The sequence below is a fragment of the Streptomyces sp. S3(2020) genome (assembly GCF_013044505.1).
In the GTDB taxonomy this organism is placed as follows: domain Bacteria; phylum Actinomycetota; class Actinomycetes; order Streptomycetales; family Streptomycetaceae; genus Streptomyces.
In genome coordinates this window covers 1-19,460 of the sequence record NZ_JABERD010000179.1, presented here as the reverse complement: position 1 = coordinate 19,460, position 19,460 = coordinate 1, and the positions used below count along the sequence as shown (strand labels likewise).

The 19,460-nt window shown below is 70.2% G+C and carries 17 protein-coding genes; 10 read left to right on the top strand and 7 right to left on the bottom strand.

Annotated elements, in window-relative coordinates; genetic code table 11:
- The first annotated feature begins 129 nt into the window (after positions 1–129).
- Together HLK59_RS37400 and hutH are read left to right on the top strand one after the other, a co-directional pair.
- Entirely contained in the window at positions 130–1,278 is a 1,149-nt protein-coding gene (locus HLK59_RS37400; RefSeq protein ID WP_171146078.1) for a sensor domain-containing diguanylate cyclase, read from the top strand.
- A gap of 79 nt (positions 1,279–1,357) precedes the next feature.
- The gene (gene hutH, locus HLK59_RS37395) at positions 1,358–2,896 is read left to right on the top strand and encodes a histidine ammonia-lyase (protein WP_171146081.1); all 1,539 of its coding nucleotides are present in this window, start codon (positions 1,358–1,360) and stop codon (positions 2,894–2,896) included.
- A gap of 48 nt (positions 2,897–2,944) precedes the next feature.
- On the opposite strand, the gene HLK59_RS37390 is transcribed toward hutH, so the two are convergent.
- Both HLK59_RS37390 and HLK59_RS37385 read right to left on the bottom strand, forming a co-directional pair.
- Positions 2,945–3,748: a hypothetical protein gene (locus tag HLK59_RS37390; protein ID WP_171146077.1), complete on the bottom strand. Its 804-nt coding sequence runs from the start codon at positions 3,746–3,748 to the stop codon at positions 2,945–2,947.
- A gap of 42 nt (positions 3,749–3,790) precedes the next feature.
- On the bottom strand, positions 3,791–4,099 hold the full coding sequence (locus HLK59_RS37385) for an LPXTG cell wall anchor domain-containing protein (RefSeq protein WP_171146076.1): 309 nt from the start codon (positions 4,097–4,099) through the stop codon (positions 3,791–3,793).
- Between the two features lie 110 nt (positions 4,100–4,209).
- On the opposite strand from HLK59_RS37385, the gene HLK59_RS37380 reads away from it, so the two are divergent.
- From HLK59_RS37380 to HLK59_RS37350, 7 genes are all read left to right on the top strand, one after another.
- Entirely contained in the window at positions 4,210–4,563 is a 354-nt protein-coding gene (locus HLK59_RS37380; protein ID WP_171146075.1) for a hypothetical protein, read from the top strand.
- 207 nt (positions 4,564–4,770) lie between these two features.
- Positions 4,771–6,036: an Ig-like domain-containing protein gene (locus tag HLK59_RS37375; RefSeq protein WP_171146074.1), complete on the top strand. Its 1,266-nt coding sequence runs from the start codon at positions 4,771–4,773 to the stop codon at positions 6,034–6,036.
- A gap of 136 nt (positions 6,037–6,172) precedes the next feature.
- A complete protein-coding gene (locus tag HLK59_RS37370) occupies positions 6,173–7,645 on the top strand; it encodes an ABC transporter permease (RefSeq protein ID WP_171146073.1) in 1,473 nt (490 codons plus the stop codon).
- Positions 7,646–7,746: 101 nt separating this feature from the next.
- Positions 7,747–8,430: an ABC transporter ATP-binding protein gene (locus HLK59_RS37365; RefSeq protein WP_171146072.1), complete on the top strand. Its 684-nt coding sequence runs from the start codon at positions 7,747–7,749 to the stop codon at positions 8,428–8,430.
- A gap of 238 nt (positions 8,431–8,668) precedes the next feature.
- Positions 8,669–11,911 carry a S8 family serine peptidase gene (locus tag HLK59_RS37360; RefSeq protein ID WP_240982870.1) on the top strand — a complete coding sequence of 1,081 codons (3,243 nt, stop codon included), beginning with the start codon at positions 8,669–8,671 and terminating at the stop codon, positions 11,909–11,911.
- Between the two features lie 96 nt (positions 11,912–12,007).
- The gene (locus tag HLK59_RS37355; protein WP_171146071.1) at positions 12,008–12,778 is read left to right on the top strand and encodes an antibiotic biosynthesis monooxygenase; all 771 of its coding nucleotides are present in this window, start codon (positions 12,008–12,010) and stop codon (positions 12,776–12,778) included.
- 14 nt (positions 12,779–12,792) lie between these two features.
- Positions 12,793–13,305, top strand: coding sequence for a hypothetical protein (locus HLK59_RS37350; RefSeq protein ID WP_171146070.1), 513 nt, complete (start codon positions 12,793–12,795; stop codon positions 13,303–13,305).
- Positions 13,306–13,314: 9 nt separating this feature from the next.
- Here HLK59_RS37350 and HLK59_RS37345 read toward each other — a convergent pair whose 3' ends face one another.
- Entirely contained in the window at positions 13,315–14,232 is a 918-nt protein-coding gene (locus tag HLK59_RS37345; protein ID WP_171146069.1) for a helix-turn-helix transcriptional regulator, read from the bottom strand.
- 169 nt (positions 14,233–14,401) lie between these two features.
- Here HLK59_RS37345 and HLK59_RS37340 point away from each other — a divergent pair, with 169 nt between their 5' ends.
- A complete protein-coding gene (locus HLK59_RS37340) occupies positions 14,402–15,442 on the top strand; it encodes an NAD(P)-dependent alcohol dehydrogenase (RefSeq protein ID WP_171146068.1) in 1,041 nt (346 codons plus the stop codon).
- Between the two features lie 51 nt (positions 15,443–15,493).
- Here the strand turns inward: HLK59_RS37340 and HLK59_RS37335 are convergent, their stop codons facing one another.
- From HLK59_RS37335 to HLK59_RS37320, 4 genes are all read right to left on the bottom strand, one after another.
- Positions 15,494–16,528 (bottom strand): iron ABC transporter permease, encoded by a 1,035-nt coding sequence (locus HLK59_RS37335; protein ID WP_171146067.1) that lies wholly within the window; start codon positions 16,526–16,528, stop codon positions 15,494–15,496.
- Positions 16,525–17,511 (bottom strand): iron ABC transporter permease, encoded by a 987-nt coding sequence (locus HLK59_RS37330; RefSeq protein WP_171146066.1) that lies wholly within the window; start codon positions 17,509–17,511, stop codon positions 16,525–16,527. The genes HLK59_RS37335 and HLK59_RS37330 overlap by 4 nt, the downstream gene beginning before the upstream one ends.
- Entirely contained in the window at positions 17,508–18,560 is a 1,053-nt protein-coding gene (locus HLK59_RS37325; RefSeq protein WP_171146065.1) for an iron-siderophore ABC transporter substrate-binding protein, read from the bottom strand. Before HLK59_RS37325 ends, HLK59_RS37330 begins: the two co-directional genes overlap by 4 nt.
- Before the next feature lie 181 nt (positions 18,561–18,741).
- Entirely contained in the window at positions 18,742–19,290 is a 549-nt protein-coding gene (locus HLK59_RS37320) for a hypothetical protein (protein WP_171146079.1), read from the bottom strand.
- Between the last annotated feature and the right edge of the window lie 170 nt (positions 19,291–19,460).

Here is a 19,460-nt window from a genome sequence, read left to right as displayed (position 1 = left end):
CTCGTGGGCTCGGAGCTGTGCATAATGGACAGAACCCGGACATTGATCCGCCGAACCGCTCAGCCACCCCCAACACCTGTTCGGCGCATCAATGTCCCGATTCGCCCTAAACCTCCCTAGCCTGGAGTGATGGGTGAGGACAAGCGGCTCGCGGCCGTCGTTGCGTTGGCTCAGGGCATGGCCGCAGCCCATGGTTCACGTGAGGCGTGGCGCGCCGCGGCGACCGGTGCCTGCCGTGCCCTCGGTGGGAGCTTCGCCGCGCTGTCCGTGTGGGAGCGGGAGCTCGGCCGCCTCCGTGTCCTCGTCAACGTCGGGGAGATGGCGTCCGACGAGGAGGAGTTCCCCGACGGCGAGGCGTATCCCGTCCACCAGTTCCCCGAGATCACCGAGTTCCTGCACGAGCGGTGGGCCGGCGGCGGGGAGCCCAACGCATGGGTGGAGACGGCCGAGGGGCCCGCCGCGGGGCGCCGCCCGGGATACGTCCACCAGCGCGTCGCCGCCCTCCGCAGGAGGGGCCGCGGCTGCTGTGTCGTCGCGCCGATCGTGCTCAACGGCCGGGCCTGGGGCGAGCTCTACGTCGCCCGCCCCGCCGGGCAGCCCGTCTTCGACCGCGCCGACGCCGACTTCGCCACCGTCCTGGCCTCCGTCGTCGCCGCCGGGATCGCCCAGACCGAGCGGCTGGAGGAGGCGAGGCGGCTGGCGTTCACCGACGCGCTCACCGGACTCGCCAACCGCCGTGCCGTCGACGTCCGTCTCGACGAGGCGGTGGAGCGGCACAAGCGGGAGGGTGTCGTCGTCAGCCTCGTCGTCTGCGACCTCAACGGGCTCAAGCGGGTCAACGACACCCAGGGGCACGCCGTCGGTGACCGGCTCCTGGAGCGGTTCGGGTCCGTTCTCTCCCTCTGCGGCGCCATGCTGCCCGGCGCGCTCGCCGCGCGGCTCGGCGGGGACGAGTTCTGTCTGCTCGTCGTCGGGCCGGGCGCCGACGAGGTGGTGAAGGCGGCCGACGAACTCTGCCGCCGGGCCGCCGAGTTGGAGCTGGGGGACGGTGTGGCCTGCGGTGTCGCGTCGACCGAGGATCCCATCGGGCCCGTGCGTTCCGCCCGTCGGCTGTTCCGGCTCGCCGACGCCGCCCAGTACCGGGCCAAGGCCGAGCACGCCGCCAAGCCGGTCGTCGCGGGACGGCAAGGGCCCGACGACCCCGTCGTACGACTGGCCGACGCGCCCTCCCGGGAGGGTCACGCGGAGCGTCGCCGGTTCCGTGGGCGCCGTCTGTGACGTACGCGCGGGTAAGGGGCAATCCCCGGCCCCACTCGTGACATCCTCGTCTTCAGTGCGTACGCTCCTGAATATGGATATGCACACTGTGGTGGTGGGGACGTCCGGGGTGACCGCGTCCGACGTTCTCGCCGTGGCGCGCGACGGCGCCCGCATCGAGCTCTCCGCCGAGGCGGTCACGGCCCTTGCCGCCGCCCGCGCGATCGTGGACGCGCTGGCCGCCAAGCCCGACCCCGTCTACGGCGTGAGCACCGGCTTCGGCGCGCTGGCCACCCGGCACATCAGCACCGAGCTCCGCGCCCAGCTGCAGCGCAACATCGTCCGCTCGCACGCCGCCGGCATGGGACCGCGGGTGGAGCGGGAGGTCGTACGGGCGCTGATGTTCCTGCGGCTGAAGACCGTCTGCTCGGGGCACACCGGTGTCCGTCCCGAGGTCGCGCAGACCATGGCCGACGTCCTGAACGCCGGGATCACCCCGGTCGTGCACGAGTACGGCTCCCTCGGCTGCTCCGGCGACCTCGCCCCGCTCTCCCACTGCGCGCTGACGCTCATGGGCGAGGGCGACGCCGAGGGGCCCGACGGCGTCGTACGACCGGCCGGTGAGCTGCTCGCCGAGCACGGCATCGCCCCCGTCGAACTGCGCGAGAAGGAGGGGCTCGCCCTTCTCAACGGCACCGACGGCATGCTCGGCATGCTGGTCATGGCCCTCGCCGACCTCGACATGCTCTACAAGTCGGCCGACATCACCGCCGCTCTGTCGATGGAGGGCCTTCTCGGCACCGACAAGGTCCTCGCCCCCGAGCTGCACGCCATCCGCCCGCACCCGGGGCAGGGCGCCAGCGCCGCCAACATGCTGGCCGTGCTGAAGGGTTCGCAGCTCACCGGGCACCACCAGGACGACGCGCCGCGCGTCCAGGACGCCTACTCGGTGCGCTGCGCCCCGCAGGTCGCGGGCGCCGGGCGCGACACGATGGCGCACGCGCGGCTGGTGGCGGAGCGGGAGCTGGCGTCCGCCGTCGACAACCCCGTCGTCCTTCCCGACGGGCGGGTCGAGTCCAACGGCAACTTCCATGGCGCGCCCGTCGCCTACGTCCTGGACTTCCTCGCCATCGCCGCCGCCGACCTCGCCTCCATCGCGGAGCGGCGTACCGACCGGCTGCTCGACAAGAACCGCAGCCACGGTCTGCCGCCGTTCCTCGCGGACGACGCGGGCGTCGACTCGGGGCTGATGATCGCCCAGTACACGCAGGCCGCGCTGGTCAGCGAGATGAAGCGGCTGGCCGTACCGGCGTCGGCGGACTCGATCCCCTCCTCCGCGATGCAGGAGGACCACGTGTCCATGGGCTGGTCGGCGGCGCGCAAGCTGCGCACGGCCGTCGACAACCTCACCCGGGTCGTCGCCGTCGAGCTGTACGCCGCCACGCGCGCGGTGGAGCTGCGCGAGGGGCTGGCCCCGGCGCCGGCCTCGCAGGCGGTCATCGAGGCCCTGCGGAAGTCGGGTGTCCAGGGCCCTGGCCCCGACCGGTTCCTCGCGCCCGACCTGGCCGGGGCGGACGCGTTCGTGCGGAGCGGGCAGCTGGTCGCGGCGGCGGAGACGGTGACCGGACCGCTTCGGTAGACAGCATGAAGGGGCCCTGCCGTGCGACAGGGCCCCTTGCGACGGTGCTTACTTGAGCTTCTTGGCCTGCGCTTCGACGACGGCGGCGTCGACCGGGTACGCCTTGCCGGTCATCAGCGAGCCGAGGTTGATCGTGTAGTACGTGGCGATGGTGTTGCCGTGCCGGACGACCTCGGCGTGAACGGTGCCCGTGTCCTCGGAGTCCTCCATCTCGCCCTCGGAGGCGAAGGCGACCGACTCGTCGCCGGTACCCGAGCCCTTCTCCGCGGTGATCTTGACGAGCTTCTGCTTCTCGCCGTCCGCGGTGACCGTGAAGCCGCCGGAGCAGCTCTCGACGGCGTCCGAGACGGACTTGAAGGTCTCCGCCGCGCCGTCGCCCTCGTAGGAGGAGAGGCCGACGATCGTCACGTTGATGCTCATCGCGTCCGTGAGGGTGTCCTCCACCTCGCCCTCCGCCAGGTCCTCCACGGACTGGGAGGCGGTGTCGGTGGGGTCCTTCTCCTCGGTGGCCTGGACGCTGGTCTCCGCGGCCGCGTCACCGGGCGCCTGGGCCGACATGGCGAAGGCGAGCGGCCGGCACTTCTCGTCGGAGGCCGTGACCTCGTCCTTGGTCTCCGGAGCCCCGACGGTCTTGGCGACCTCGTAGCCGTCCATGTCGCCCTTGGCGAGGATCAGCTTCTGCAGTTCGGCCGCGGTGTAGGTCTTCGCGGCCGGGGCCGACGAGGAGGAGGAATCCGACCCTGTTTCCTTGGAGTCGTCCGAACCCTCGTCCGAACAGCCCGTGATGAGGGCGAGTGACAACGCGCTTACGGCGAGTGTGGCGCCTATGCGCGCCCCCGTTGATCTCTTCATGAGCGGACTATGAGGTTTTGGTCAAACGCGCGTCAAGTCGATTCAAAATCCGAGGCGTTCCCGGCGTACCGAATAGACGACGAAGCCGGCGCCGAGCCCGAGGAAGGCCGTGCCGCCGACGACGTACGGCGTGGTGTCGAAGCTGCCGGTGTCGGCGAGCTGGGCGCCGTCCTGTGTGTCCCGGTCCTGGGCGGACTCGGCGGTCGTGGCCCTGGCCTGCTGTGTGACCTGCGTGACCTGCGTTCTCGCCGGTTCGTCCTGGGACGCGTTGGCGGAGGGGACGAACCACAGGGCGCACAGGAGGGTGCCCGCGGCGGTGGCGGTCAGCAACGGACGGCGAGCGGATGACACGGAATATCGATCCCCTTGTGGCGCTGGCGAATTGGCCGTGTGGGGCGATGTTAGTGAAAGGTGCGGGTCACGGGAAAGTCACGGGGGCGAAGGGCCGTACTCTCCGGGACATGAGCACTTCAGAGACATCACGTTTTGTCCGCCTTCGTGTGGAACTCGTCGTCGAGATCGACGAGGAGGAGGCCGTGACCAGGGCCGCGCTGGAGCGGATCGCCGACGATTCCGAGATGCCGGCCGACGAGCAGGCCCACGCCGAGAGCGCTGTGACGGAAGACACCGCGGAGGCCCTCGCGTATCTCGTCGATCCGTTCGACCTGGTCAGCGAGGTACCCGGGGTCGAGCTCGTCCAGGCCTCCTGGTCGAGCGAGCGGATCGACTACGACCCGGATTCGCCGGAGTGGGACCTCGACGAGGATGATGTGGCCGAGGACGACGACGAAGAAGCGGCAGCGGTGGCAGGCTGAGCAGTCTTGGGGAAATCGTGACCCCGGACGGCAACCGCCGCCCGGGGTTTCGTCGTCTCAGGGGGCGCACTGACCGAACATACGCACCACCCGCCCCGGCGGACGTGGCGTGCCCCACACCTTCGAAGAAAGTGGAACGGGACGAACCGGTCGTAGCGTTGAAGATTAATTAACGGGGACTCTCGGGGTTTTGGGGATTCGGCAACGATGGAGAAGCGTGTGATGACGGTCAGTAAGCGGAGCAGGGGCCTGACGGCCGTGTCCGCACTGCTCGGCGGTGTGCTCGTGCTGTCGGCCTGTTCCAGCGGCGGCGACAGCGACGCCTCTGGCAGTGGCAAGGACACCTCGCAGGCCAAGGCCGACGAGGCTGCGGCCAAGAAGACGTCCGAGGCCGACATCAAGATCACACCCAAGGACGGCTCGGACAACGCCTCCATCAACAACTCGGCCGCCGTCACCGTGAGCAAGGGCACGCTCACGGACGTCTCCATGACGACCGCCGACGGCACCGAGGTCGCGGGCGCGCTGTCCGCCGACAAGACCAGCTGGAAGCCGAACGCCCAGCTGGAGCGCTCAACCACCTACAAGCTGGCCGCCGAGGCCAAGGACTCCGACGGCCGCGTGGCCCACGAGAACGCCTCGTTCACCACGGTCTCCCCGACCAACAGCTTCATAGGCAACTTCACGCCGGAGGACGGTTCCACCGTCGGTGTGGGCATGCCGGTGTCGATCAACTTCGACAAGGCGATCACCGACAAGGCGGCCGTCCAGAAGGGCATCACCGTCTCCTCGTCCAGCGGCCAGGAGGTCGTCGGGCACTGGTTCAACGCCAACCGCATCGACTTCCGCCCCGACGACTACTGGACCGAGAACTCCACAGTCACGCTGAAGCTCGCGCTCGACGGCGTCGAGGGCGCGGACGGTGTCTACGGCGTCCAGCAGAAGACGGTCACCTTCAAGATCGGCCGCAACCAGATCACGTACGTCGACGCGAAGACCAAGCAGATGAAGGTCACGCAGGACGGCAAGACGGTCAAGACGATCCCGATCTCGGCCGGCTCCCCGGAGAACAAGACGTACGAAGGCATCATGGTGATGTCCGAGAAGTTCAAGGAGACGCGCATGAACGGCGCGACCGTGGGCTTCACCGACGACGACGGCAAGGGCGAGTACGACATCAAGGACGTGCCGCACGCCATCCGCCTCACCAACTCCGGCACCTTCGTGCACGGCAACTACTGGGGCGCGAAGTCCATCTTCGGCAGCGTGAACACCAGCCACGGCTGTGTCGGCCTCTCGGACACCAAGGGCGCCAACGACAAGGGCACCGCGGGCTACTGGTTCTACAACAACTCGATCATCGGTGACGTCGTGATCGTCCAGAACACCGGCGACAAGACGGTCTCCCCGGACAACGGCCTCAACGGCTGGAACCTCAGCTGGGCCGACTGGAAGGCCGGCTCGGCCGCCTGATCCAGGGTCCGTTCACAGATTTCCGATGCCGCCCCCAGGGGCGGCATCGGTTTTTCTGGGCTTCGGCACAGCCTTCTCATGCATCTCTTATTTAGGCCTTATCCAGTCATCACGCGCCGTACCTAGCTTGCGGCGCATGTTCTTCACCTACCTGAGGCGCGAACTGCGCCGCCGCAGAAAGGCGGCCCTCGTCGTCGCCTCCGGGCTCGCGCTCGGTATCGCGCTGGTCATCGTGGTCAACTCCGTGTCCTCCGGCATGGGGAAGGCCCAGGACAAGGTCCTGGAGTCGCTCTACGGTCTCGGCACGGACATGACGGTCACCAAGGCCGCCCCGGCGCAGTCGGGCGACAACGCCCAGCAGCGCCCGCGCTTCGAGTTCGACGCGCAGGACAGCGACTCCGACGCGGAGCAGAGCAGCGACATCGTCATGCCCCAGGGCTTCCAGACGCTGGCCGCCTCCACCGTCACCAAGGTCGGCTCGCAGAACGGCGTCTCGGACGCGGTCGGCGGTCTGAGCCTCCAGGTCGTCAAGGTCGACGGCCAGTTCACCCGCGGCCAGTTCCAGCAGGACGACAGCGGCGGCGGCCAGCAGCAGGGCGGACCCGGCGGGAACGGCGGCGGCACCGGCCAGCCGCAGGGCGAAGTGCGGGGCGGCGGCGCCAACTTCGACGTCAACAACTACTCCGTCTACGGCACCGACGTCACCCAGTCCGGCGCCGGCCCGCTGACCTCCTCCAAGATCACCAGCGGCCGTACCTTCAAGTCGACGGAGACGAACGCCAAGGTCGCCGTCGTCGACTCGGCGTACGCCAAGGAGAAGGAGCTCAAGGTCGGCTCCACGGTCACCATCAAGAAGGTCAAGTTCAAGGTGATCGGCGTCGCGACCGCGGACAGCGGTGACGCGGCGGCCAACCTGTACATCCCGCTCAAGCAGGCGCAGACGGTCAGCGACCAGAAGAACAAGGTCACCACGATCTACGTCAAGGCGACCGACTCCCAGCAGATCGACGCCGTCAAGTCGACCATCCAGAAGAACATCTCGGGTACGACGGTGACGACCTCCGCAGACCTCGCCGACACCGTCTCCGGCTCCCTCTCCACCGCCTCCGACCTCGCCACCAGCGTCGGCAAGTGGCTGTCCATCGCGGTCCTCGTGGCCGCGTTCCTGGTCGCCGGCCTGCTGACCTCCTCGGCGGTCTCCCGCCGGGTCCGCGAGTTCGGCACGCTCAAGGCGCTCGGCTGGCGCTCGGGCCGGGTGACCCGGCAGGTCGTCGGCGAGGCCATGGTCAACGGACTCCTCGGCGGAGCGCTGGGCATCGGGCTCGGCCTGGCGGGCGCGTACGTCGTGACCGCCGTCAGCCCCACTCTCCAGGCCCAGTTGGGCGGCTCGACCGGAGGTGGTGGCGGCATGGGCGGTGGCCCCGGTGGCGGCGGTCCCGGTCGGCAGGCCGCGAAGACCCTCGAGGTCGCGCTGACGGCACCGGTCAGTGTGACGACGATCGTGCTGGCGGTGGGCCTCGCGGTGGCCGGCGGCCTGATCGCGGGCGCGTTCGGCGGCTGGCGGGCGTCGAGGCTGCGCCCGGCGGACGCGCTGAGGCGAGTCGAGTAGCGGTTCGTCTTCGGCGGGCGGTACCCGCATCTCCCTAGGGGCGCGGGAACCGCGCGACCAGCCCCCACGACCCGCAGCCGAACAACACTCAGGAGCCACCCATGTACGAACTCAAAAGCGTCACCAAGCGCTACACCCGAGGCAAGGAAACCGTGGACGCCCTCGCCGGCGTCGACCTCACCATCGCGGACGGCGACCGTCTCGTCATCCAGGGCCCCACCGGCGGCGGCAAGTCCACCCTCCTCCAGATGCTCGGCGGCCTGGACAAGCCCACCGAGGGCGAGGTCGTCCTGGACGGCACCGACCTGGCGAGGCTCTCCGAGGCCAAGCTCACCAGGGTCCGCAGCGAGAACATCGGCTTCGTCTTCCAGTCCTTCAACCTGATTCCCACGCTCACCGCCCAGGAGAACGTGGAGACCGCCCTCGTCCCCCTCGGCACCAAGGTGAAGGAACGCCGCGAACGGGCCGCCGAGGCGCTGAAGTCCGTAGGCCTCGGGGAACGCCTCGGACACCTGCCCGGCGAAATGTCCGGCGGACAGCAGCAGCGCGTCGCGATCGCCCGCGCCCTCGTCAAGAACCCCAAGGTGCTGCTCGCCGACGAGCCCACCGGCAACCTCGACGAGTCGATGCGCGACGAGATCATGGACGTACTCGAACGCATGTGGAAGGAGCTCGGGCTCACTTTCATCATGGTCACGCACGATTCGTCCATCGCGAAGAAGGCCCCGCGGATCGCGACCATCCGCAAGGGCCGGATCACGGTGAAGGAGAACGCGGGCGCATGATTATGAGCAACGCGTAACAGTGCCCCGCTGTGGGGTTCCTGTCTATTGAGGTGCCTGATCACCCCCCGGCATACTGCGTATTCCGGGGGGTGCACGCGCATGCGTACGGGACCACCCCCGGCCGGGTGAACGGGGAATTCGTCCGGTCCTTCAGCAAGGGGGAAACTTGCGCAGACAAGTGAAAAGAGTTTGTGCTGCCACCGTGGCCACGGGAGCAGCGGTCGCCCTCGCGGCGGGCATGACCAGCCCCGCGGCGGCGAAGCCGGAGCAGCAGGCGGCAGCCAAGTCGGCATCCTCGCTCAAGGCACACCACCGCATCACTCTGATCACCGGTGACCGGGTCGCCGTCGACGCCAAGGGACAGGTCGTCAGCGTCGAGCGGGCCAAGGGGCGGGAGCGCATACCGTTCCAGGTCCGCAAGGCCGACGGGCACACCCTGGTGATACCCGCCGACGCGGCCCGGCTGGTCGCCACCGGCAAGCTGGACCAGCGCCTCTTCGACATCACCGAGCTCAACAAGTCCGCGACCCGCAAGTCGCAGGCCAAGGGCCTGAAGGTGATCGTCGGCTACAAGGGCGCCGCGACCGCCGCGAAGGACGACGTCCGGGACGCGGGCACGCTCCGGGTGGCCCTGAAGTCGCTGAACGCGGACGCGGTGCAGACCCCGACCGCCGAGGCGCCCGAGCTGTGGGACGCGGTCACCAACGGCGACGAGACGGCCTCCGGCATCGCGCACGTCTGGCTCGACGGCGTGCGCAAGGCCAGCCTCGACAAGTCCGTGCCGCAGATCGGCGCCCCCAAGGCATGGGCCGCCGGCTACGACGGCAAGGGCGTCAAGATCGCCGTCCTGGACACCGGTGTCGACGCCACCCACCCGGACCTCAAGGACCAGGTGATCGACGCCAAGAACTTCTCCACGGCCGCCGACGCCACCGACCACTTCGGCCACGGCACGCATGTCGCGTCCATCGCGGCGGGCACCGGCGCCAAGTCGGGCGGCAAGTACAAGGGCGTGGCGCCCGGCGCCAAGATCCTCAACGGCAAGGTCCTCGACGACACCGGCTCGGGCGACGACTCCGGGATCCTCGCCGGCATGGAGTGGGCGGTCGCGCAGGGCGCCGATGTCGTCAACCTGAGCCTCGGCGGCATGGACACCCCGGAGATCGACCCGCTGGAGGCGGCGGTCAACAAGTTCTCCGCCGAGAAGGGCACGCTCTTCGCCATCGCGGCGGGCAACTCCGGTCCGCAGACGGTCGGTTCGCCGGGCAGCGCGGACGCCGCGCTCACCGTCGGCGCCGTCGACGACAAGGATGTCCTGGCCCCCTGGTCCTCGACCGGCCCGCGGGTCGGCGACGGTGCCATCAAGCCGGACGTGACCGCGCCGGGCGTGGACATCACGGCCGCCTCGGCCAAGGGCAGCGTCATCGAGCAGGAGGTCGGCGAGAAGCCGGCCGGCTACCTGACCATCTCCGGTACGTCGATGGCGACCCCGCATGTCGCGGGCGCCGCGGCGATCCTGAAGCAGGAGCACCCGGACTGGACGTACGCCGAACTCAAGGGTGCGCTGACCGCCTCCACCAAGGGCGGCAAGTACAACCCGTTCGAGCAGGGTTCGGGCCGGATCCAGGTCGACAAGGCCATCAAGCAGACCGTGATCGCCGACCCGGTGTCGGTGAGCTTCGGTACGCAGCTGTGGCCGCACACCGATGACAAGCCGGACACCAAGAAGCTGACCTACCGCAACCTCGGTGACAAGGACGTCACGCTGACGCTGTCGTCCAAGGCCACCAACCCCAAGGGCGCGGCGGCTCCGGCGGGCTTCTTCAAGCTCGCCAAGACGAAGGTGACGGTCCCGGCGGGCCGCTCGGCCTCCGTCGACTTCACCGTCAACACCAAGCTGGGCGGCACGGTCGACGGCGCGTACTCCGCGTACGTGACCGCGACGGGCGGCGGCCAGACGGTCCGTACGGCCGCGGCGGTGGAGCGTGAGCTGGAGTCGTACGACCTCACCGTCAAGCACATCGGCAAGGACGGCCAGCCGGCCAAGGACTACAACACCATCCTGCTCGGCTACACCGGTCTGGCCGCGGACCGCGGCTACCAGGTGACGATCGACGAGTCCGGCACCACCAAGATGCGCCTGCCCAAGGGCACGTATCTGCTGGACGCCTGGATCGCCAAGGACTGGGTGAACCTGGAGGGCGGTCTGGACTGGGTGGTCCAGCCGAAGCTGAGCGTCACCAAGAACACCTCGGTGACGATCGACGCCCGCACCACCAAGTCGGCCGACATCACGGTGCCGGACGCCGGGGCCAAGCAGCTGTTCGGCATGGTCAGTTACCTGTACGAGCCGGCGGGCATCGGTATCGGTGTGGGGCTCCCGTCCTTCGCCGACCTGCGGATGGCGCACCTCGGCGGTCAGGTCTCGACCGGTCTGACGCAGACCTGGAGCGGTCAGTGGACCAAGGGTGACGACGCCGAGTACGACGTGGCCACCACCGCCCAGGTGAAGAAGATCCAGGGCGACAAGGTCCGCCACTTCAAGGCGTCCGAGCTCGCCACGGTGAAGAACAACCTCGGCGCGGCCGCGGCCGGCAAGACCGGCGGGCTCACCGCCTGGGGCTTCTTCCCCACGGACATCGTCATCGGCTCCCCCGTGGAGCAGCCGCTGCCGGGCACCCGCACGGTGTACTTCTCGACGTCCGAGAAGATCCAGTGGACGCTGGACTTCGAGCAGTACAACGGCAAGGACGCGGACGGCTTCCCGATCACGGAGGCCTACTACACGCTGGGCGACCCGCAGACCTTCAAGGCGGGCCAGAAGTACACGAAGACCTTCAACACCGCGGTCTTCGGTCCGCACCTGAACAAGAACTACGGCGTGTTCCGTGAGGGCAACAACCTCTACGGCTACCTGCCGCTGTTCGCGGACGGCGCGACGCACGCGGGCTCGTCCGTCTTCTCCTCGGTGAAGACGGAGCTGTACCGCAACGGCACCAAGGTCGGCTCCAACACGGACCCGTTCTTCGGCGAGGAGGCCTTCAAGGTCCCCGCCGCCGACGCCGAGTACAAGCTGACGACGTCCGTGAAGCGGAGCGTCAAGGTGGCGGCGGCTTCGACGCGGATCGACGCGAGCTTCACGTTCCGCTCGAAGAAGTCCTCCGCGGACCTCGTCTCGCTGCCGGTCTCCACGGCTCGCTTCAACGCCAAGACGGGGCTCGACAGCCGCGTCAAGGCCGGCGAGACGGTGAAGATCCCGGTCGTCGTCGAGGGCGCGGCCAAGGGTTCCAACCTCAAGTCGCTGTCGGTGTACGTGTCCTACGACTACGGCAAGACCTGGAAGAAGGTCACGGTCACGGGCGGCAAGATCACCGTGAAGAACCCGGAGAAGGGGAAGGGCATCTCCTTCCACGCCAAGATCGCCGACAAGAAGGGCAACAAGTCGACGATCTCGATCTACAACGCGTACTACGGAAAGTAGTCCGCCGCAGTAGGTGCAACAGGTCCAGTAGGCCATGAGCGAAAGCCCCACCGGAGGAGCAGCCTCCGGTGGGGCTTCCGTGTTTGTGTGGGGCCCATGACCGCCCACACCGTGGAATACGTCCGGTACCACATCCCGGAAGACCGTTCGGCGGAGTTCCTGGCCGCCTACACCCGCGCCGCGGAGCAACTGGCGGCATCGCCGCAGTGCGTCGACTACGAACTGGCGCGCTGCGAGGAGGACTTCGCGCACTTCGTCCTGCGCATCACCTGGACCTCGACGCAGGACCATCTGGAGGGCTTCCGCAAGTCGGAGCTCTTCCCCGGCTTCCTCGCCGAGATCCGCCCGTACATCGCCGACATCGAGGAGATGCGGCACTACAAGCCGACGGCGGTACGCGGCGAGGGCTCGGCCGTGCCCACGCTCTACGAGTGGTCGGGTGGCGCGGAGGCCTTCGCCCGGCTGACGTCGGTCTTCTACGGCAAGGTCCTCAAGGACGACCTGCTGGCCCCGGTGTTCGACGGCCTGGCCCCCGAGCACGCCCAGCACGTCGCCCTCTGGCTCGCCGAGGTCTTCGGCGGCCCGCCCGCCTACTCCGAGACCCAGGGCGGCCACGGCCACATGGTCGCCAAGCACCTGGGGCGGGGGATCACCGAGCCCCAGCGCCGCCGCTGGGTGAACCTGATCCAGGACGCCGCCGACGAGGCCGGCCTGCCGACCGACGCCGAGTTCCGCGCGGCCTTCCTCTCCTACGTCGAGTGGGGCACCCGGCTCGCGGTGTACTTCTCAGGACCGGACGCCAAGCCGCCGGCGGAGCAGCCGGTGCCGAAGTGGGGGTGGGGGGTGGCGCCGCCCTACCAGGGGTGACATAGGGTCCGCGCATGACCGCTGCCGTGACCGCCATGATCACCGCCGTGGTCGGCGTCCTCGGTACGCTCCTTGCGCCCGCGCTCAGCCAGCGGTTCACCGCGCGGCAGCGGGCGGAGGAGGCCGAAGTCGTCGAGCGCAGGCGGATGTTCGAGGACCGGCGGGCTGCCTACGTCGCCATGAACCGGGCCTCGCGCCAGTTCCACACGCTCCTCAAGGACGCCCTGCACCGGCTGCGCGACGGTGTCTACACGGACCAGGAGCGCGGTCGGCTGGAGGAGGCCCGGCGGGAGCACCGGGACCACTACGCCGAGGCGCAGATGGTCGTGCCGGAGCGGATCCTTCAGGCCTCGCGGGCCGTGAACCAGGTGCTCGCGGCGATCGACGCCGAAGTGAAGCGGCTCGACCGGGGGCGGGCCGCGGACGGGGAGAGCGCCGTGCAGGCGTTGCTCGACCTGAAGGAGGCCGAGCCCCGCCTCTCCGAGATGCGGCGGCTGATGCGCGAGGACCTCGGCGTCGACGACTGAGACGCCGGGTCAGCCCTGCGGAACCGTCGAGTCCCGGCCCGCCCGGGTCGCGTCCGTGCCCCAACTGGCCAGCAGACGCAGGGCCTGTGCCGAGGCCGATCCCGGTTCGGCGTGGTAGATGATCAGCACCTGCTCGCTGTCGTCGGGGAGGCGGAAGGACTCGAAGGACAGGGAGAGCTCGCCCACCAGAGGGTGCCGGAAGTGCTTGACGCCGTAGCCCTTCTCCTTGACGTCATGGGTGGCCCACAGCCGCCTGAACTCCTCGCTCTTGACCGAGAGTTCACCCACCAGGGCGGACAGCCGCGGGTCGTCGGGGTGGCAGCCGGCGTCCATGCGCAGATAGCTGACGATGTCGGCCGCCTTGGACTCCCACTGGGTGAACAGGTCGCGGTACTCGGGGCGCAGGAACACCATCCGGGCCCAGTTGCGCTCCTGCGGCGGCAGTGCGGACCAGTCGCCGAACAGCGCCGCCGCCATCCGGTTCCACGCGAGGACGTCGGAACGCCGGCCCGAGATGTAGGCCGGGACCCCGTCGATCGAGTCGAGCAGCTGCAAGAGCGCCCCGCGCACCTGCTGGGTCCGCCCGGCCTGCTTCTTCTTGTGCTGCTTCGGCTTCGCGAGATGTGTGAGATGGGCGTGCTCGGCGTCGGTCAGCCGCAGGGCGCGGGAGATCGCGTCCAGGACCTCCGCCGACACGTTCCGTCCGTTGCCCTGCTCCAGACGCGTGTAGTACGCCACCGACACCCCGGCCAGCTGCGCCAGCTCCTCGCGCCGCAGCCCCGGCACCCGCCGGTGCCGTCCGAAGTCCGGCAGCCCGACGTCCTGCGGCTTCAGCCGGGCCCGCCGGGTGCGCAGGAACTCGCTCAGCTCGGCACGCCGGTCCAGCGCGCCGGAGGGCTCCTGTACGGGTTCGGGGCGTTCGTCCATGCCTCAAGTATTCACGGTCGTACGCCCACCATCCTGACCCCGCCAGTAGTAGGAACACCGGACGTAGGCAGAGCGGTGACCTGGGTGAACGGGTTCCGTTCCGGCAGGCTGGATGCGTACCCGGTCAGAAGGCGGCCGGGTGCGACACCATCGCTAGGAGAACCCCGGCATGACCACCGTTGCTGCGTACGCCGCCCCCGCCGCGAAGGCTCCGCTGGAGCGCACCACCATCGAACGGCGCGCGGTCCGTGAGTTCGACGTCCTGATCGACATCAAGTTCGCCGGCATCTGCCACTCCGACATCCACCAGGCCCGTGAAGGCTGGGGCGAGGCCATCTTCCCGATGGTCCCTGGCCACGAGATCGCCGGCATCGTCTCCGAGGTGGGGCCCGGCGTCACCAGGTTCCGGGTCGGCGACCGGGTGGGTGTGGGCTGCCTCGTCGACTCCTGCCGGGAGTGCGAGAGCTGCAAGGCCGGCGAGGAGCAGTACTGCACCGGCGGCAGCGTCGGCACCTACAACGCGGTCGGCAAGGACGGCGGGCCCACCTACGGCGGCTACTCCGAGAAGGTCGTCGTCGACGAGAACTTCGTCGTCCGCATCCCCGAGGGCGTCGCCCTCGACGAGGCCGCGCCGCTGCTCTGCGCCGGCATCACCCTGTACTCGCCGCTCAAGCACTGGAACGCCGGACCCGGCAAGAAGGTCGCGATCGTCGGTCTGGGCGGCCTCGGCCACATGGGCGTCAAGATCGCCCACGCGCTCGGCGCCGAGGTCACCGTGCTCTCCCAGTCGCTGCGCAAGCAGGAGGACGGCCTCAAGCTGGGCGCCGACCACTACTACGCCACCAGCGACCCGAAGACCTTCGAGGAACTGGCCGGCACCTTCGACCTGATCGTCTCGACGGTCTCGGCCCCGCTCGACTTCAGCGCGTACCTCTCGCTGCTCAAGCGGGACGGCGCCCTGGTGAACGTCGGCGCCCCCGAGGAGCCGATCTCCCTCAACCTCTTCTCCGTCATCGGCGGCCGCAAGACCCTCGCCGGCTCCATGATCGGCGGTATCGCCGAGACCCAGGAGATGCTGGACTTCTGCGCCGAGCACGGCTTCGGCGCCGAGATCGAGCTCATCCGCGCCGACGAGATCAACGAGGCGTACGAGCGGGTGCTGGCGAGCGACGTCCGCTACCGGTTCGTGATCGACACGGCGACGATCTGACGTCGACGCCCGCACGACCGAGGGCCCCGGAGCCGCACTGCTCCGGGGCCCTCACCGTGCCGTCCGGGTGCGGCGGCCCAGCAGCCACAGCAGATACGGCCCGCCGACCAGCGCGGTGAGGGCCCCGACCGGGATCTCCAGCGGGGGCAGGAGGGTGCGGGCCGCGAGATCGGCGGCGACCAGGACCACGGCACCCGTCAACGCGGCGTTGAGCAGAGGCAGTTGAGGGGTGCGGGTGAGGCGGCGCGCCAGCTGGGGCGCGGTGAGGGCGACGAAGCCGATGGGCCCGGCGGCCCCGGTCGCCGTCGCCGCGAGCACCACCCCGAGGACGGTGAGCCCGAGCCGTACACGGTCCACCCGCACGCCCAGCGCGGACGCCGTGTCCGGGTCGAGGCCGAGCGGCGGGGACACCCGGCTCGCCCACCCCAGCGCGGGCAGCGAGAGCAGCAGCACGGCGGCCAGGGGCCCCGCCTGCTCGTAGCCCCGTCCGTTGAGGCTCCCGGTCAGCCACAGCTTGATCTGCTCGGCGGCCTCCAGCTCGCTGTCCGTGAGATACAGCTGGACGACGGCGGAGAGCGCGACCCCGATCCCGACACCGGTGAGGACGAACCGGCTCGGCTGCAGCCCGTGCCGCCAGGCCAGGACGTAGACCAGAGCGGCGGCCGCCAGCCCACCGGCGACCGGGACGACGGGCATCGCCCCGGGTGAAGGGGTGGCCCCGGTGGCCAGCGCGAGGACGGTCGCGGCGGCGGCTCCGTGCCCGACACCGATGACATCGGGGCTGGCGAGGGGGTTACGGGTGACGGTCTGCACGAGCGCCCCGGCCAGCCCCAGCGCGGCGCCGACGAGCGCGCCGAGCACGATACGGGGTACGCGGAGCTCGGCCACGACGAGAGCGTGCGGGCCGTCTCCGGTGCGCAGGGTGTGCCAGACCTCGGCGGGGGAGACGTACGTCTGACCGAGACACGCGGCGGCCAGCATGACGGCGGCCAGGAGGCCGAGGAGGACGAGGGCCACCGCGGCGGAACGGCGGTGCAGGAGGAGCGAGGTCGTGGGAGTGGGCCGCAGCACGGTCCGCGCCTTCACCGGGCCGCACCTCCGCGTCGTACGAGAACCACCAGCACCGGCACCCCCACCAGCGCCGTCATGACCCCCGCGGGCACCTCCGCCGGAGCCCGCACCACCCGGCCCGCCACATCGGCGCCGACCAGCAACGCGGCTCCCAGCAGCGCCGACAGCGGCAGTACCGCCCGATGCCCGCCGCGCACCAGCCGCCGGGCCAGATGGGGCACCGCGAGCCCCACGAAGGCGATGGGTCCGGCCGCGGCCACCGCGGCGGCGGTCAGCAGCGTCGCGCCGAGCGCCGCGCACCCCCGTACGAGATGCACCCGATGCCCCAGCGCCCGAGCCGTCTCGTCGCCCAGCGCCAGCGCGTCCAGCCCCCGCGCACAGGCCAGCACCAGCACCGCCCCGGCACACAGGAACGGCAGCATCCGCAGGACCGTCCCGGCGTCCCGGCCGCTCAACGCGCCCACCTGCCAGAACCGGAACTGGTCGAGCGTCGCCGAACTCGACGTCAGGACCACCGTCGTCCCGCCCGCCGTCATCGCCGAGAACGCCGTGCCCGCCAGCGCCAGCTTCACCGGCGAGGCCCCGTCCCGGCCGCGCGCGGCGATGGCGTACACCAGGCACGCGGCGACGACCGCACCGGCGAACGCGTACGGGACGTAACCGCTGAAGCCGTTCGCGAGGCCGAGGGCGATGGCGAGCACGACCCCCGCCGCCGCGCCCTGGCTCAGCCCGAGGATCCCCGGGTCGGCGAGCGGGTTGCGGGTGACGCCCTGGAGCGCGGCGCCCGCGAGCCCGAGCGCGGCCCCGGCGGCGAGCCCGACCTCGGTGCGCGGGAGGCGCAGGGACCGTACGACGAGCGCGTCCGCCGAACCCCCGCCGTGCAGCAACGCGTCCAGGACGGCCGAGGGCGGCACGGGACGGGTGCCGACGGCGAGGCTGAGCAGCGCCGCGGCGGCCACCGCGAGGACGGCCGCCGGCCAGGCGAGACGTGCGGTCACTCGCCGATGTGCCCGGCGAGCTGTCGTACGACCAGACGCGCGGCGGTGGGACCGGCGTTCAGGTACCAGGGGTCGTCGTCGACCTTCACCGCGTGCCCGGCCTCGACGGCCTTCATGGACTTCCACAGCGGTCCGGCGACGACGCTCGCGGCGTCGGTCTCCTTCGCGTCGCCCTGCACGGAGTAGAAGATCCAGTCCCCGTCGGCGGTGTCGACGCTCTCCGGTCCGATGTCCTCCGAAATGGCGTTGAACCGCTGGGACTCGGGGCGCTCCAGGCCCATGTCCACGGCGATGGAGCCGGTGAAGGAGGAGACGCCGAACATCCGGGTGCGGTCGGGGGTGAAGCGGACCATGGAGACGGTGGGGTCGGTGTCGAGTGCCGCGCCCTTCTCCTCGGCGTCGGCAACGATGTCATCGAGCAGTTCCCGGGCCTGCTGCCCCTTGCCGACGGCCGCGCCGACGAGCAGGAGGTCGCGCTTCCAGTTGATGCCGTTGCCGGCGGTGATCACGGTGGGCGCGATCTTCGACAGCTTGGGGTAGAGGTCGCCGAGGGAGTCGTTGGCGAGGATCAGGTCCGGCTTCGCGGCGGCGAGCGACTCGAGGTTGGGTGCCTGGCGGGTGCCCGCGTCGGTCATGTCGGCGAGTTCGGCCTTGTCCTCGGGGAAGGCGTCGGCGAGGTAGTCGGGGACGAGACCGGCGTTGTCGGCTCGGGTGGTCGCGGTGGGGACGAGGCCCAGGGACAGCAGGTCGTCGAGCTGGCCGGTGCTGAGCACGGCTATCTTCCTCGGCTCGGTCTTCAGGGTCGTCGCGCCCTTGAAGTGGGTGACCGTGCGCGGGAAGGTGCCGTCGGTCGCCTGGTCGGCGCCCATGCCCTCGGCCAGGGTGCTCGGGGCGGCGGAGGGGCCGCCGCTCTCGGAGGAGCCGATGACGGCGTTGCGGGAACCGTCCTCCTTCTCGGCGCTGTCGCCTCCGTCGGTGGACGAGCAGCCGACGAGCAGCCCTCCGGCGACGACCGTGGCCAGGACGGCCTTCACTCTCACTGCGCGCACGACTTGCTCCGCGATCTTGTGGGGGGATTTGCTTAGGCAAGCCTTACCTTAAGCGGTGTTGATGTGTGTTCCTCGCGCGGGACGGCGCGGGGCGAGTGAGCAATACGAGAAAAACTCGCCGCGCCGGGCCGCGCCACGAGATCGGGGCCGTGGGCGTACCGGGCGGGGCGTGCGGGGTGACTCAGTCGGCGGGGGCGCGGGTCCAGAGGGTCACGTCGCTGCTGGTCGCCACGGCGAGTGTGCGGCCGGAGGGGGAGAAGCCGACGGCTCGCAGCTCGGAGTGGTACGAGTGGAAGACATGCCACCACCCCTCTCCGTGCGGTGCGCGGTGCGGCATGGCGCTGCCGGAGGAGAGCACGACCCGGTCGTGCGGCCAGTCGGGGCTCACGACCTCCACGACCCAGCCGTCATCGGTGCCGGTGTGCAGACCGCCGCCGAAGAGCCCCGCGATGTGCACTCTGCGGTCGGCGATCGGGCCCGGTCCCGGATACGAGAGATCGGCCCGCGCATCGCGCTCGGGGTAGGGATCGGCGTCCCGGTCGCGCGCGATCCTCTCGCCCGTGACGGCGTCGAGGAGGCCGTGGCCGTCGTGGGAGACGACCATCACCAGGTCATGGCCGTTCTCCGGGTGCGTGGCGAACCCGATGCCGAGCAGCCCGCCGACGGGGGCGCAGCCCTCGAAGACCGGCCGCCAGGGTTCGGGGGCGGGTACGACCGGGGCGGCGAGCATGCGGTCCCGCAACTCCGTCTGATAGGCGGTCAGTCCGCCGTGGCCTCCGGCCCGTTCCGTGTTCCTCACCCCACCATGATCCCTGCGGTCGGCCTCACCATCGGCCCTTCCGGAACGGGGCTGACGATCTACTCTTCTGACCGGCACTCCGGAAGGTCCGGGACGGGTGG